The 14279-nt window shown below is 58.9% G+C and carries 12 protein-coding genes; 4 read left to right on the forward strand and 8 right to left on the reverse strand.

The window, feature by feature from the left end; translation table 11 throughout:
- Position 1: 1 nt before the first annotated feature.
- The 6 genes from IDL90_RS03625 to IDL90_RS03650 all read right to left on the reverse strand — a co-directional run bounded on the left by IDL90_RS03625 (position 2) and on the right by IDL90_RS03650 (position 7496).
- Positions 2-952: an ROK family protein gene (locus IDL90_RS03625; protein ID WP_187994385.1), complete on the reverse strand. Its 951-nt coding sequence runs from the start codon at positions 950-952 to the stop codon at positions 2-4.
- A 43-nt stretch (positions 953-995) separates the two neighbouring features.
- Positions 996-1910, reverse strand: a complete 915-nt coding sequence (locus IDL90_RS03630) for a dihydrodipicolinate synthase family protein (protein WP_187994386.1) — start codon at positions 1908-1910, stop codon at positions 996-998.
- A 14-nt stretch (positions 1911-1924) separates the two neighbouring features.
- Positions 1925-2722, reverse strand: coding sequence for an ABC transporter ATP-binding protein (locus IDL90_RS03635; RefSeq protein WP_316930291.1), 798 nt, complete (start codon positions 2720-2722; stop codon positions 1925-1927).
- Between the two features lie 95 nt (positions 2723-2817).
- A complete protein-coding gene (locus IDL90_RS03640) occupies positions 2818-4866 on the reverse strand; it encodes a dipeptide/oligopeptide/nickel ABC transporter permease/ATP-binding protein (RefSeq protein ID WP_187994387.1) in 2049 nt (682 codons plus the stop codon).
- Between the two features lie 28 nt (positions 4867-4894).
- Positions 4895-5851 carry an ABC transporter permease gene (locus tag IDL90_RS03645; protein ID WP_187994388.1) on the reverse strand — a complete coding sequence of 319 codons (957 nt, stop codon included), beginning with the start codon at positions 5849-5851 and terminating at the stop codon, positions 4895-4897.
- Positions 5852-5912: 61 nt separating this feature from the next.
- Entirely contained in the window at positions 5913-7496 is a 1584-nt protein-coding gene (locus IDL90_RS03650; protein WP_187994389.1) for an ABC transporter substrate-binding protein, read from the reverse strand.
- 104 nt (positions 7497-7600) lie between these two features.
- Here IDL90_RS03650 and IDL90_RS03655 point away from each other — a divergent pair, with 104 nt between their 5' ends.
- The 4 genes from IDL90_RS03655 (at position 7601) to IDL90_RS03670 (ending at position 10639) form a co-directional block, all read left to right on the forward strand.
- Entirely contained in the window at positions 7601-8356 is a 756-nt protein-coding gene (locus tag IDL90_RS03655; protein WP_262509019.1) for a FadR/GntR family transcriptional regulator, read from the forward strand.
- A gap of 202 nt (positions 8357-8558) precedes the next feature.
- Complete coding sequence (locus tag IDL90_RS03660; protein ID WP_187994390.1) at positions 8559-8867, forward strand: hypothetical protein; 309 nt, start codon at positions 8559-8561, stop codon at positions 8865-8867.
- Between the two features lie 53 nt (positions 8868-8920).
- Entirely contained in the window at positions 8921-9928 is a 1008-nt protein-coding gene (gene dprA, locus IDL90_RS03665; RefSeq protein WP_187994391.1) for a DNA-processing protein DprA, read from the forward strand.
- Positions 9929-9955: 27 nt separating this feature from the next.
- The gene (locus IDL90_RS03670; RefSeq protein ID WP_187994392.1) at positions 9956-10639 is read left to right on the forward strand and encodes a hypothetical protein; all 684 of its coding nucleotides are present in this window, start codon (positions 9956-9958) and stop codon (positions 10637-10639) included.
- A gap of 270 nt (positions 10640-10909) precedes the next feature.
- Here IDL90_RS03670 and IDL90_RS03675 read toward each other — a convergent pair whose 3' ends face one another.
- Both IDL90_RS03675 and IDL90_RS03680 read right to left on the reverse strand, forming a co-directional pair.
- A complete protein-coding gene (locus IDL90_RS03675) occupies positions 10910-12202 on the reverse strand; it encodes an ISL3 family transposase (protein ID WP_187994393.1) in 1293 nt (430 codons plus the stop codon).
- 35 nt (positions 12203-12237) lie between these two features.
- Positions 12238-14190, reverse strand: a complete 1953-nt coding sequence (locus IDL90_RS03680; RefSeq protein WP_316930275.1) for an efflux RND transporter permease subunit — start codon at positions 14188-14190, stop codon at positions 12238-12240.
- Positions 14191-14279: the final 89 nt, after the last annotated feature.

Here is a 14279-nt window from a genome sequence, read left to right on the forward strand (position 1 = left end):
GCTACTCTCCAATTTCAAGTTGTTTGCTCGCCCAGTGGGCCGCGCCAATCAGTGGCGCTCCTCCGCCGAGGGTACCCCTCTTGATCTGCGTGGCGCTCACTGCTTTGAGGGCTTCAGTGTTGAAGCCTGTCTCGACTGCGTCCCACCAGACACGCCCAGAATTTGCGACTGAACCCGACACGATAATGACGTCCGGATCCCACACGTTTGCGAGTGCCCCCAGGGTCTCCCCCGTTGCCAATCCTGCTTCAGTAACCACGGTGACAGCCCCCTCTTCGCCGGCCTCGGCGAGGTCATCAACCGTCTTTGCATCGCGCTCTTGACCCGTGGCTTTCCCATATGCGCGGGTAATTGAGGGGCCGGAGGCGATCCCTTCAATATGCCCGCTAGTTCCGCACGAACACGGAATGCCGACGGCCCGATGTGCGGGGATATGTCCGAGATGCCCTGCGGCCCCGTTGGCGCCAAAGCGGACAGAGTCACCCTCAACGACTGCGCCGCCCACACCGGTTCCAATCCCGATTAGAAGGGATGACGCGTAGCCATCACCGGCACCATAAACATGTTCACCAAGCCCGTGAGCCTGGACATCCCCGAGGACGTACACCGGGAGACCAACGGCCTCGGACACCTGTTGTGCCAGTGCGGTTCCTGCCCAGCCTGAGATCAGGTCGGTGGCGGAGACAATCGTTCCGCTAACTGGATCAACCACTCCGGCACTTGCGATCGCAACAGCCAGAGGGCTAACCCCAGCCTCTCCCAGGACCTTGCGGACCAGGGTGATGACGGCGCCTACCACTGCCTCGGCACCCTCGGTCGCCGGGGTGGGGAGCTTCGTCTGGTTTGAGAGAACTGGCTGGGACCCCAGGGTCACCAGTGCCGCAGCGATCTTGGTCCCCCCGATATCGACCCCAACAAACGAGGACGGTCCCGCGTCAGAATTTCTCTTCATCACAAACTCCCCACCCTTCGCCGACATCCCTACGCTTCTTGGCTCAGTCGAGCAAACCGACCTCGGCCAAGACCTCCGCGATTGCCTCAACATTGCTTCCTGTCAACGAGGTGACGGGCTCGGGCATGTTGTTGGTTTCGAAAATGCCCATCAGGTTGAGGGCAGTCTTGAATGCACCGACACCTGCCCCAAACCCTGCAACGCCCTCGACCACCTGGGTGATCATCATGAGGCGGACCAGGCGATCCTGCTCCTCACGTACTGCGTCCCAATCGCCACGCTGGTAAGCATCCCACTGACGCACGTAGCCGTGCGGGTCGATGTTGGCGAGCCCGGGAACGGATCCGTCCGCACCAGACATGTATGCCCCATCAACGACGACCTCGTGCCCCGTCAGAAGCGCCAGCGGACTGCCGGCATCGCGGTTCTTGATGGAAAGGATGCGGAATGACACGTCATCGCCTGATGAATCCTTGATGCCGGCGAGGACGCCCTCTTCACCCAGACGCATCAGCATGTTCACACCGAGCTTGGTGTGAACACAGACGGGGATGTCGTATGCGTAGAGCGGAAGATCGATGTTGTCCGCGATCACCCGGAAGTGACGCTCAACCTCAGCCTCGCCACCAAGTGCGTAGAACGGTGCGGTCGCAACGATCCCCGCAGCCCCAAGCTCCTGGGCTCGCTGAGCATGCTCGATTACGCGGGTGGTCTGCATGTCGATGACGCCAACGACCACTGGAACACGACCAGCAGCGACCTCTACCGCAGCGGACGTTACCTCGTCGCGACGCTCGCTGGTGCTGAACGCGACCTCTCCTGAGGATCCCATGGCGAACAGCCCGTGGACCCCAGCGTCAATCATGCGGTTGGCGTTGCGAGCAAATGACTCGTAGTCGAAGTCTCCGCTGGCGGTCAGCGGTGTTACGACTGGAGGAATGACACCTGTAAGTGACATTGTTTCGGGCCTTTCTAGCCTGCGAGTGAGGTTGGGTGTAGTAGTGATGGCGCAGCACCAAGCAGTGTGCGCGTGTAGTCATCGGTTGGGTTCTCTAGGACCTGACGAGCAGGGCCTTCTTCAACGATCTTTCCGCCATTCATGACGATGATCGTGTCACTGACGTAGCGAACGGTTTGGATGTCATGGGAGATGAAGACCATTCCCAGGTTCAACTCGTTCTTCAGGTCGGTCAACAGGTTGAGAATCTGCGCACGGACTGAAACGTCAAGAGCCGAGGTCGGTTCGTCCGCGATAATCGCATCCGGGTTCAGAGCAAGGGCACGCGCAATCGCAACACGCTGACGCTGACCGCCCGAAAGCTGCCCAGGGAGTGCCTCCAAGGCGGACGTTGGCAGCCCCACCATGGAAAGCAGTTCCCGAACCCTCTTATTGCGTGACGCCTTGTCGCCGATCTTGTGGACATCCAGTGGGTCCCGCAACTGATCTTCAACCTTCATACGGGCATTCAGAGCAGTAGCTGGGTCCTGAAACACCACCGAGACGACGCGACCAATTTGTCGGCGGTCAGCAGCGGTGCGCTTCGTAACTTCGCGGCCCTTGAAGAAGACCTGACCCGAGGTCGGTGCCTGCAACCCACACATGACGTTGGCCGTTGTGGATTTGCCAGATCCGGACTCACCGACCAAACCGATGGTCTCCCCTTGGAACAGGGACAGGCTGACATCTTGAACCGCTTTGACATACGTTGGGTTGAAGATCGTTCCCGCGCGAGTCCTGAAGGTGACATCAACGTTGCGCAACTCAATGATCGGTGTGCGGTCATCGGCATGCGCCTTGAAAGGAAGCGCGGTTGCTTCCGATCCGGCTACGGCCTCAGACTTCTTACTGTTTTCCTTAGCCACCGTCACTGACCTTCCTTCGTATTGGTGTCGCTGCTATCAGATCCACCTTGGTTCGAAGTTGCACCAACCAGGTTTGACTTGGTCGGCTCGACTTCAATCTCCTGAGTGCCGACGCCCTCGTTCAAAACGACCGCGTAACGGTGGTCATTGCCAACATCAACCAACTGTGGACGCTCGCCGGTCCACGCCTCCGGGTGAGAGGAACGCGGAGCAAAGCGGTCACCCTCTGGGAAGTCGCGTGGCGACGGGACAACACCGGGAACCTGATGCAGACGTCCCGCTCCGCCCTCGATCGAAAGAACCGAGCCAAGTAGGCCGCGGGTGTATTCGTGACGCGGGTCCGTGAGGATCTCACGTACGGGCGCCTGCTCAACAACCTGCCCGGCGTACATGACTGTGACGCTATGGGCAACTTCGGCGACGAGGGCGAGGTCGTGACTGACGAAGATCATCGCGAATCCCAGCTTCTCTCGCAGCTGGTTCAGAAGCTCAATAACCTGCTTCTGCACCGTCACGTCGAGTGCCGTTGTTGGCTCATCCGCGATCACAAGCTTCGGGTCACGAGTCAGAGCCATAGCGATCAGTACGCGCTGACGCTGCCCACCTGAGAGTTCGTGCGGGTAGGAGTCCAGGGTCCTCTTGGGATCCAGGCCCACCAACTCGAGCAGCTCGTGTGCCGTGCGTGTACCGCCACGCTTCGTGAGTTGCTTCATCTGAGCGCGGATCAGCATCGACGGGTTGAGGCTGGAGAGCGCATCCTGGTAGATCATGGCGATCTCATTGCCGCGCAGTGACTGACGCTCCTTGGGGGACATTGACAGAAGGTTCTTACCCCCATAGAAGATCTCGCCGGAAACATTGGCGTTCTTGTCCAAGAGGCCCGTGATTGCCAGAGCGGTAATCGACTTACCCGATCCGGATTCACCCACCAGACCCATGGTCTCCCCCGGGCGTACCGAGAATGAGATGTGGTCGATCACGTCGACGTCACCGTGGCGTGGGAAGCGGATGCAGAGATCCTTGACTTCGAGAAGAGGTGGAACGTCCTCGGTGAAAACCAACCGGTCTGTCCGCTGCAACTCGACTTCTCGCAGTTGCGAGAGCGTCGCCTCCAGCGATTCAGCCTGTTCTGCGTGAGCGCGGACAGGATCAACGAGAAGCTTGTCTGCTTCGCGGTCACCCGCGGTCTCATCAGCCTTGGGGGCATTCCTCGAAGGAGCGGCCACGAGGCCGTCCGTAAGACCCTCGGAAAGGATGTTCAGCGAAAGTACGGTGAACATGATCGCCAGGCCGGGGAACAGTGCCTGCCACCAACGACCCGACAACACGCCACTTCGAGCGTCAGCGAGGATATTGCCCCACGTTGCTGTGGGCTCCTGGATACCAGCCTGAATAAATGACAGGGAGGCCTCAAAGATGATCGCATCTGCGACGAGGACGGTTGCGAAGACAAGGACCGGAGCAATCGTGTTGCGCACGACGTGCTTGATAAGGATCCAGTGTGCCCGGGCGCCCGAAACCACCGCTGCCTTGACATAGTCTTCGCCGTACTCGGAGATGACATTCGCCCTGACGATACGTGTGAGTTGCGGGATGTAGAGGAAGCCGATCGCAAAGATGATGACCACCAGGGAGTTACCGAACACCGACACGAACACGGCTGCAAGTGCAATGCCCGGGAAGGACATGATGACATCCATGACGCGCATCGTCACTTCGGAAGCGGCCTTGTTGGTCACTGCTGCGAAGGAGCCAATTACGGCGCCTAGGACCAGCGCGAACAACGTGGCTCCGAGGCCAATGATCAGTGAGAAACGAGCTCCGTAGATCATGCGGGAGAGGACGTCTCGCCCCTTTTCATCAGTTCCGAAGAGGAACTCTGACGAAGGTGGCTGGCGAGCAGTGAAGATCTCGATTGGGTTATGTGGCGCGATAACGGGAGCGAAGATCGCACAGAGCACGATCAGTGCCAAGACAATGAGGGAGATACGGGATCCCCACGACATTGCGCGCCAGCGCTTGAAGCGGACTTTCCCTCCGCTTTCTTCCATTCGCTTGGTGAGATTCTTTCTTAGCACGTCACACCGTCCGAATCCGCGGGTTGATGAGAATGTAGAGCATGTCAACAACAATGTTGATGATGATGAAGGCCAGGGCAACCACGAGGGTTACACCCTGCACCAGGGTCGGGTAGTTCTGCTGCACGCCCTGGAGGATCGCCATGCCCATACCTGGAAGGTTAAAGATGACCTCGATGACAACCGCGCCACCAATGAGGTAACCGATGCGTAGGCCCAGGACTGTGATGGGGGTGATGAGTGCGTTGCGGAACACGTTGCGAGCAACCACAACCGGCTTGGGAACGCCAGCACCGAGTGCGGTGCGCACGTAGTCCTTATCAAGTTCCTCGACCATTGAGGTACGGATAACGCGAGTTAGCGAACCCGCGACGGGGACTCCAAGAGCGACAACTGGCAGGGTCATTCGCGCCAGCCAGGCACCGGGGTCCTCACCAAATGAAGGAAGTGGTCCAGAAGCCGGAAGCCATCCGAGGGAAACTGAGAAGAAGAGGATCATCAGGACAGCCAGCCAGAATGAAGGCGTTGCGATAAAGGCTGTGGAGATGACGCGGATGACCTGGTCTGGCCAGCGGTCGCGGAACAGTGCGGCAATCACGCCGAAGATTACTGCGATGATGACCGCGAAGATGAGGCCGAGGAAGGTTAGCTGCATCGTGACAACAAATGCGCTGCTGACCTTATCCGCAACGGATGCTTGGTTGGCGCCGTAGGTACCGAGGTCTCCGGTAAAGAGCCCGCCCACGAAGCTGATGTAGCGAGTAAACCAGGGATCATTGAGGCCATGCGCTTGGCGGTAGGCCTCAAGGGCTTCGGGTGAAGCGCCTTCGCCAAGTGCCGAGTAGGCCGGGTCGATCTTTGAAAAGGACATGAGGAAGAAGACCAGGAAGGTTACGCCCAAGATCATGATTGGCAGGGCGACCAACCGTCTTCCGATTAGACGGATGAGATTATTCAAGCCAGTGCTCCAGTGACAGTAAGGGGTGGGGCGGAGCATTTGCTCCGCCCCACTTGACTACTTACTTGGTCGAAACTCCGATGAAGTTCAGGCCAGTCGTGCCGATCGGCACGAAGTTGTTGAGTTGATCAGCGTGGTATCCGGTGATCATGTTGCGGTGGAACAGTGGGTAGAGCGGAACCTCTTCAGAGAGGAGGTCGTATGCCTGGTTCCAGCTGTCCTGCTGTGCTTCGCCCTCGGACGCTACAGCAGCGTCAAGCAGCTCGTGGAGCTTGTTGTAGCCATCAGAACCGAACCACTGGGTGCGGGAGTGGGTCCAGGTGTTGTCGCCGTACCACCAGTTCATCAGCAGATCGGGGTCGTTACCGAAGACCGAGGGGTCACCCGGTGCGAGAACGGCGTCGAACTGGGGATCCTCAACGTCGGTGTTGTTGGCGTAGAGGGAAGACGATGCTTCGGACTGAATGGTGGTGTTGATGCCCACGGCGTCGAGGTCGTTCTTGACCTGGGGTGCCAGTGCGGTGATCCATGGGTGATCTGTGGTCAGAAGCGTGATGTCGATCGAGTCAACGCCGGCTTCCTTGAGGAGTTCCTTTGCCTTCTCAGGATCGTACGTGAACACCGTCGATGCCTCGTTGTAGTTGGCGTGAGTTGCAGGCAGGAAGGAAGTTGCTGCGGTTGCCTCACCAGACATTGCGTTTGAGATCAGCTTGTCAACGTCGATGGCATAGAAGAATGCCTGGCGAACACGAGCGTCATCGAAAGGAGCCTTCTTGGTGTTGAACATCAGGAAGGGGAGTGCGAAGCCCTGAACTGATTCAACGGTTGCGCCTGCGCCTTCAAGCTGTGCGCGGACGTCAGCCGGGACGGCTTCCATGACCTGAACAGAGCCCTCTTGAAGAGCGGTGGTGCGTGCGGTGTCATCCTTGATGATGTCGACGATCATTGCCTCGTCTTCGGCTGGGAAGTCACCGTTGTAGTTCTCATTCGGTGACATGTGGATCTTCTGCTCGTCAATCGAGTCGTACTTCCACGGGCCGGTGCCCACTGGCATCGCGGTCATTTCTTCCTGGGTCGAGGAAGCAGGGACGATCTTGATCAGTGTGAGACGTTCCTTCACCAGGCCGAACGGCTTGGAGAGGCTGATCGTGACTGTGGTGTCGTCCTTCGCGGTGATGTCGTCAATGAAGTCGAGCATCGAAACGTAGAGGTTGCCCTCTGCGGTGGCGCGCTTATAGGACTCAACAACATCGGCGGAGGTGACTGGAGTTCCATCAGAGAACTTCGCGTCATCACGCAGCGTTACTTCGTACTCGGTGTCTGAGACCTCTACCAAGTCGTCATCCTTGGCGAGAGCCTTGAATGGTTCGTAGGTGTGCAGGTCGAGCTCGTAGAGACCCTCCATGACCTGCCAGTTGGTGCCCATTGCCAGCGCCGAGGACGTGGACGAAGGATCGTAGTTGGTGGTTTCGTATGCTGCGGCAGCGGTGATTGTGCCGCTTCCTGCTGCGCCGCCTTCTGAACCCGCATCACCACTTTCCGGTGTGGCCGGGGTGCTTCCCCCACCACTGCACGCGGCAAGTGACAAGGCTGCGGTTGCCGCGAATGCGGTTAGCGCAAAGCGTCGTTTCTTTGATACTGACATCTTGGGTTTCTCCCCTTATCTCTCCATTGAGGCCGCCGAGCGTGATTTCAACATATGCTGAACCCAACCCAGTCTCTAAATGCCCTGGTATAGTGAATCATAAGATGTCTGACAAATATTTACAACAGTCCGTTGCCGAATTGTTATCAAGTGTTGCAGTGCCACAGCCGGCACCGATCAATACCTTGAACCGATCCGCCGCGACGATGAACGCTGTCAAAGCGCATATCCTTTCTAACAACCTCGCGCCGGGAGACCCCCTCCCTACCGAGGCTGCACTTGCCGCTGATCTCGGCGTTTCCCGCTCATCAGTCAGGGAGGCGCTCCGCAAACTGGAAGCTCTCGACATCGTTGGGGTCAAGCAGGGATCCGGAAGTTTCGTCGGCAACATGTCCCTCGAACCCATGGTTGAAACCCTTGTGTTACGTGCCTCACTGTCCGAGGCCGGCAACCGTGACTTCCTCCGCGAGGTTGCGGAGGCGCGCCAGGCAATGGACCTGGGAATGGCGTCCACCGTCGTCGATGCACATAAGGGCAAACCTGACGAAGCCCTGCAAGAGCTAGTGGAAGAGATGGTGTCCCTTTCCAAACAGGGCCACGGCTTCATGAACCAGGACATCGCATTCCACCGCACCCTCTTGGCGCCGCTCAGCAACCAACTGCTGCGCCAGATGTATCAGTCCTTCTGGTTGGTGCACACGTCAATCATTCCTAACCTTGAATCCGAAACAGAAGGATCGGGCTTGCGGACTGCCTACAGCCACCGCCACATGCTCGACGCTGCAACAGACGGTGACGTTGATGCCTACCGCGCCGCTGTGGTGGAGCACTACGAACCCCTGCTGGAGATCCTCAGCTAGGTCGCCGGCCAAACGCGCGCACAAAAAGTGCTCCTACCTGGATGATGTTCGAAACTCGTCACCGGCGTTGAGATCGTTGATTTCACGGGCAAGTGTGGGTATCTCGAAGGTGCGGGAGCTGGGCGTTCGGACTCCTATTCTGGACTCTCGAGGCCGAGTCATTGAGTCGGTTGGGAGGGTTCAAACCTCTGTCACCCCAGAAATGATCGTTCAGATGGTCGAGTTGTACGAGGCCGGAACGAGTGCCCGCCAGGTCGGTCTTGAAGTGGGGCTACATCGCGAGGCAGTGATGCGTCATCTTCGCAATGCGGGTGCACGGCTCCGGCGGCAGGGGTTGGATGCGGAGGCTGTCGAACGGGCGCGGGAGCTCTACTTGTCGGGGAAGACTCTTGCGCAGGTCGGTGCGGTTCTCGGAGTTACCCAAGGCACGGTCGGTCGCCATCTCCGCAATAGTGGTGTGCTGTTGCGTCCTCCGCTGTTTCCTGCCACAGCAGCCTTGCCTGGTGCATGATCGTTCCCGTACCTCCCAGATAGTACGACTGGAGCACAGAAGAGGTACGGGCCATGACTGATATTGATGAGGCACCCGAGGATGCGCGCTTTGCGAGGGTGATGCTCGCTATCGCTTCGGAACCGGGAGATGCGGTGACGGGCAGGCTCATCCGCGCGGTAGGACCGAGTGAGACGGTGCGGCTTGCGATGGAACTGACTGACGCTGATTTGTCGGTACGCACGGACGTCGACGCATGGCGGCAGCGACTTCGGTCTCGGTTGAGTGAGGACCACGCTCGACAGACGATGGAGACGTCCGATCAGCTCGGGATGCGGATTCTCGTTCCTGGCGATGAGGGATGGCCGGAATCCATGCTGCGGTGGCATGATCATGGGCCGATCGCGCTGTGGGTGATGGGTGCAGTCGAGCACTTGTCTGCGCCGTCTTCGGTGGGGCTCATCGGTGCGCGGGCAGCGACTGGTTACGGCACGTATATCGCGGGAGAGCTCGCGTCAGGATCTGTCGATGCTGGAGATATGGTCGTCTCGGGCGGTGCGTATGGAATCGATGCGGCTGCGCATCGTGCTGCACTCATCGCAGGCGGCACGACGGTAGCGGTGCTGGCTGGAGGGCTCGACCGGCTCTACCCGGCCGGCAATCAGCAACTGCTTGAACAGATCGCCCAGACCGGAACGCTGGTAAGCGAACTCCCACCCGGGGCTTCACCGACGAAGCACCGATTCGAGCAACGAGGCAGACTCATCGCTGCCTTGTCTTCTGCGGTGGTGGTGGTTGAGGCCGGATACCGTTCCGGGGCACTCGTCACTGCCGCACAGGCGATGGAGATTGGCCGCAAGGTGGGCGCGGTACCGGGTCCGATCACCAGCGCTGCTTCTGCGGGCTGCCACCGTTTGATGCGTGACGAGATTGCAGAAGTCGTGACGGGGATGGACGACGTCACCATGATGCTGCGACGTGCCGGAGCCTATCCACCGAGAACCCTGACTCCTGACGTGTCTGCGTCTGTGCTGGTTTCGCCGTCGACTTCTCCTGCACGCACTACGGAGCTGAGTCGGTAACAAGACCGAAAGGCGGAGCGAACCGTGATGGATCGATCATTGAATGACGGGCGACAGTTCGGCCCGTATGGACAAGAGTTGTTCGACGACCATGTGTCGCAACTGCTGGAAGGGGGCGGCCTCGTGAGACGACTCGGCAACGCCCATGCCCCAAGAGTGGGTTGGGCGGACCTATCGGCGAGGATCGGCCGTAACGACAAGCCGGGGGTACTGTTCGCCGCCGTTATCACTGGGGCTCTCACTGACCGGGAACTTCGCAGGGGGCTCGAGGACACCTGGACGACGTGTGAGTGGCCGGGACGGGCTGCGGATCATGAGGTGTGGGTGCAGCTGTTTGAACTCGCGGGCGTCGACGAAGACCACTACTTGCACGAGACCGAGGTGCGCGACCGGGCACGGCTGCCGGAGTCGGTGCAACTGTTTCGTGCCGCGGCGGAGGGGCACCAGACGGGGTTTTCGTGGACGACGAGTTTTGAGCGGGCGCACTGGTTCGCCACCCGGCTCGGCGCACTCGGCGGTCGCCACCACGAGATCTATGAGGCAGCGGTGCCGCGGGAGGCGGTGCTCGCCACGTTCCACGCCACCCGCGGTGAGCACGAGTACGTCATCGATACTGGACGCCTCGACAAAGTCATCCCTGATGCTGTGGAGCCTGCCGAGTGGGAGTACCTCCTGGAAGAGGAGAACCGTCTGCGCGCTACCGACGAGTAGCGGCGGACGGTCAGATCCGCAGGCGAGTTAGCTGCTGGCGGGTACCGCCTCCCAGGTCTCTGCAGCCCTTCGGTTGTGGCGGCGGGCGCGTGCTTCCTGGTAGCGGACGCGAGCCAGAAGGACGACGCTGATGGGTCCCATGAGGATGAATTTCAGCGCATTCCACAGGAAGAGGAAAAACAGCAGGTAGAGCCATTCGCTCCACCCGTGACCGATGAGGGTGGTGCAGGTGACGGCGGCGAAGAGATAAACGGCTCTTCTGTAAGTTGTTTATTGGCTGGTCTGGGACTGGCTGGCAGGATGGGTGTAGTTTTGGAGGTTTCGGAATCCTAGGGCTATGCCGCGGAGGTGTTCGAGGCGGCCGTTGATGGCTTCGGTTGGCCCGTTAGAGGAGTGGGGGTGGGTGAAGTAGGCCAGGATGTCATTGCGGCGCTTGTGTAGCGTTCGTGCTAGGGAACGTAGCTCGGGATTTCCCCGCGTGGTATCGGCGTTGAGGGCGTCAATGATGCAGGCGAGTTTCTCGCGTCCTTGCAGTCTTTTCGGGTTTTCGTAGGCGTTGATCACTGCTTGGTAGAGACTCCATATTCGTGTCAGGGCCTCGTACCTGGGGTTTTGGATGATGGCATCAACTTTGGGTGCAGCCGTTTCACTTAACAGTTTGTTACGGGTCAGGAGCAAGCGGCGCACCTGGTAGAGAGGATCATTTTTTCGTCCTCTACGTCCCAGGGTCTCTTGTTGCAGTCTTTGGCGGCAGTGGGTGACTTTGTCGCCCACTAGGCGTACCACGTGGAAGGGATCCATTACTGTTGCAGCGGTTCTGAGGACTTCTCGCACTGCGCTTTTATAGCCAGTGAATCCATCCATTGCCACGGTTTTCACGTTTAACCTGAACTTGGTGTCGCGTGCTTGTAACCAGGTTTTCAGCACTTGTTTAGATCGGCCCGCAACCATGTCTAACAGGCGCGCCGGTCTGCCATCGCGGCGTGGGGTTAGGTCAATGATGACGGTTACGAACCGGTCTGAGCGCCATCCCACGTGCCGCCAGCAGTGTTCATCCACCCCGATGGTGGTGACCCCATCAAAACGGGTGGGATCACTAATCAACTGCGTGTAACCGGCTTCTAAGACCGCCTCGTTGACGGTGTTCCATGCCGTCCCCAGATTCCGTGCTACAGCGTTGATACTGAGCCCGTCTAATACCACTGATACCAGAGCCCAGTTGATAGCCGCCCGCGTGAGTTTCGAGCCGGCAGGCACCAAATCCGCTGGCACTTGTTCCGACCAATAGGTTTGACACAGTGTGCAAGAAAAGCACCGTAAACGTAGTAGTAGACGCACCGGTCGGGACCCGTTTGGGGCATGAAATAACTGACGAGAACGACTCCCACGAGAGTTGGCCTGGCACCCACAAGAGCGGCACCACCAATCCGGTTGTGTCAGACGAACCTCGAAAATGAGGACTTGCCGGTCTCCTTGCTGAATTGTTGTTTGACCAGTGATCACCACCTGACTGCTATCAAGACGGAATGCAGACTCTAGACACGGCACACTAAACTGATACACAGACCCTCCGGGCAGCAGATGCAGATTTTGAACACCTACATCCTGCCAGCCAGAGGGTCACTCACACCCACAATCCCAACACCACCTACAGTCCCTTTTGCGAAGAGCCGGATTACTGCCAGCGCTGCAAACGTTGCCGCGAGAACGAGGCCAGCAGAGGTGATGACACCCCCGGTGGTGGAGAGTCCGCGAAGCACACCGTCGCGAGTGCCGTGGGTGAGCGATTCTTCCCGAACCCGGGTCATCAAGAAGATGTTGTAGTCGATACCGAGTGCGACAAGGAATACGAAACCGAAAAGCGGCACCGCGGCGTCTGCGCCTGGGAACTGGAAGACTCCGTTAAAGACCAGTGCCGAGATCCCGAGAGCGGTACCAAATGAGATCACCGTGGTCAGAATAAGAAGCACCGGGGCGAGGATTGATCGCAAGAGCAGCATCAATATCAGCAGGATAACGATGAGCAAGATCGGGATGATCAGGTTTCGGTCGTGGATCGAGGCATCGTTTGTGTCGATTGCGGTCGCGGTGACACCGCCAACGATTCCTATCCCGGCAAGGTCACTTCGCAGTTCACGGACAGTCTGCTCTGCGGCAGGAGAGTCGGCCACATCGGTGAGGGTCGCTTGCAACAAAACTTGCCCACTGGCCACCGTAGGGGCTGGCGCAGCTGTTCCGGGCGGGCCAAAGGCCGTTATTCCCTCATTCGTGACCTGAGCGGTGCCGCTCGGAGAGTCGGCTGTGGTGATCGCAACCGACTCGACCCCATCGGACCTGAGGAGTACATCGGCAACTTCTTGCAGCTGATCCTGCTCGGTCACTACGTAGGTTGGGCTTCCTGATCCACCCGGGAAGTGTTTGCCGAGAGCGACCTGTCCGTCGCGAGCTTGCGACTGACCAAGGACCAGATCGCTTTGCGCAACACCGGTAGCCTGCAACTGTGTCAGGCCGAATGCGCCGACAATCAAGATGACAGTAGTAGTCACCCAAATAGCGCGCGGCCGCCGGCGAATCTGTCCGGCCAGCCATGCCCAGATTCCGGTCGTGTGCATACCGTCCTCAAGGCGGGCAATATCTGGCTCGTAGTGGGGGCGCTTCGGCCAGAAGGCGCTACGACCAAAGCTAAACAGGATGGCAGGCAACAGTGTGAGGGCGGAGAGCATTGCGAACGCGATACCGATTGCCGCGACTGGGCCTAGGGTGCTATTGGACTTGAGATCGCTCAGCAGCAGGCACAGCAGGCCGGCAATCACAGTGCTTCCTGAGGCCAGAATCGGCTCGAACGAACCCTTGAGTGCGGCCATCGTTGCATCCCACTTGTGCTGGTTCGTTCTGAGTTCTTCGCGGTAGCGAGCGGTGTACAGCAGTGCGTAATCAGTGGCGGCACCAATCACGAGAATGAACAGGATCCCCTGTGTCTGGCCACTGAGTAGCAGGATCCCCGCTTTGGCGAGCCACCACACCGTCAGTAAGGCCACACACAGCGCGAATAAGCTCGTCGAGAGCACAGCCACTGGAAGCAGAAGTGACCGGTACACGAGTATGAGTATTACGAACACTGCAATCAGAGCCACTAACAGCAGGAGACCGTCGATGCCACTAAACGCATCTACGAGGTCAGCGGTAAACCCTGCAGGTCCCGTGACGTATGCCGTGACGCCCTCTGGCAGGTTCTTACCGATGGCGTTCCGCATCGAATCGACCACATCGCCAATTTCTCCGCTGCTGTTGATGGGCACGAACACTTGCGCTGCGTGTCCGTCTTCCGATGGAAGGAGCGGAGAAGTTCGGCTGTCGACGCCGTCGAGTTGACTGATACTGTCGAGCTCGGTCTGCAAGGCAGCCATGGTGGTGTCATTAATCTTGGAGTCGCTAGTGAAGATGAGGACAGCGGGGATGCTGTCACTGTCACGGAAATCCCCGAGAACTTTTTGTACGGTGGTAGCGTCAGCGCTGGTTGGCAGATAGCTGGTCTGATCGTTCGATGACACCTCACCGACCTTCCCGAAGTAGGGTCCGCCCACACTCGCCCCAGCGAGCCAGACAAGGATGAGCAGGGCAGGAATGAAGACTCGCAACC

Source organism: Schaalia sp. JY-X159 (assembly GCF_014525425.1).
In the GTDB taxonomy this organism is placed as follows: Bacteria; Actinomycetota; Actinomycetes; order Actinomycetales; family Actinomycetaceae; genus Scrofimicrobium.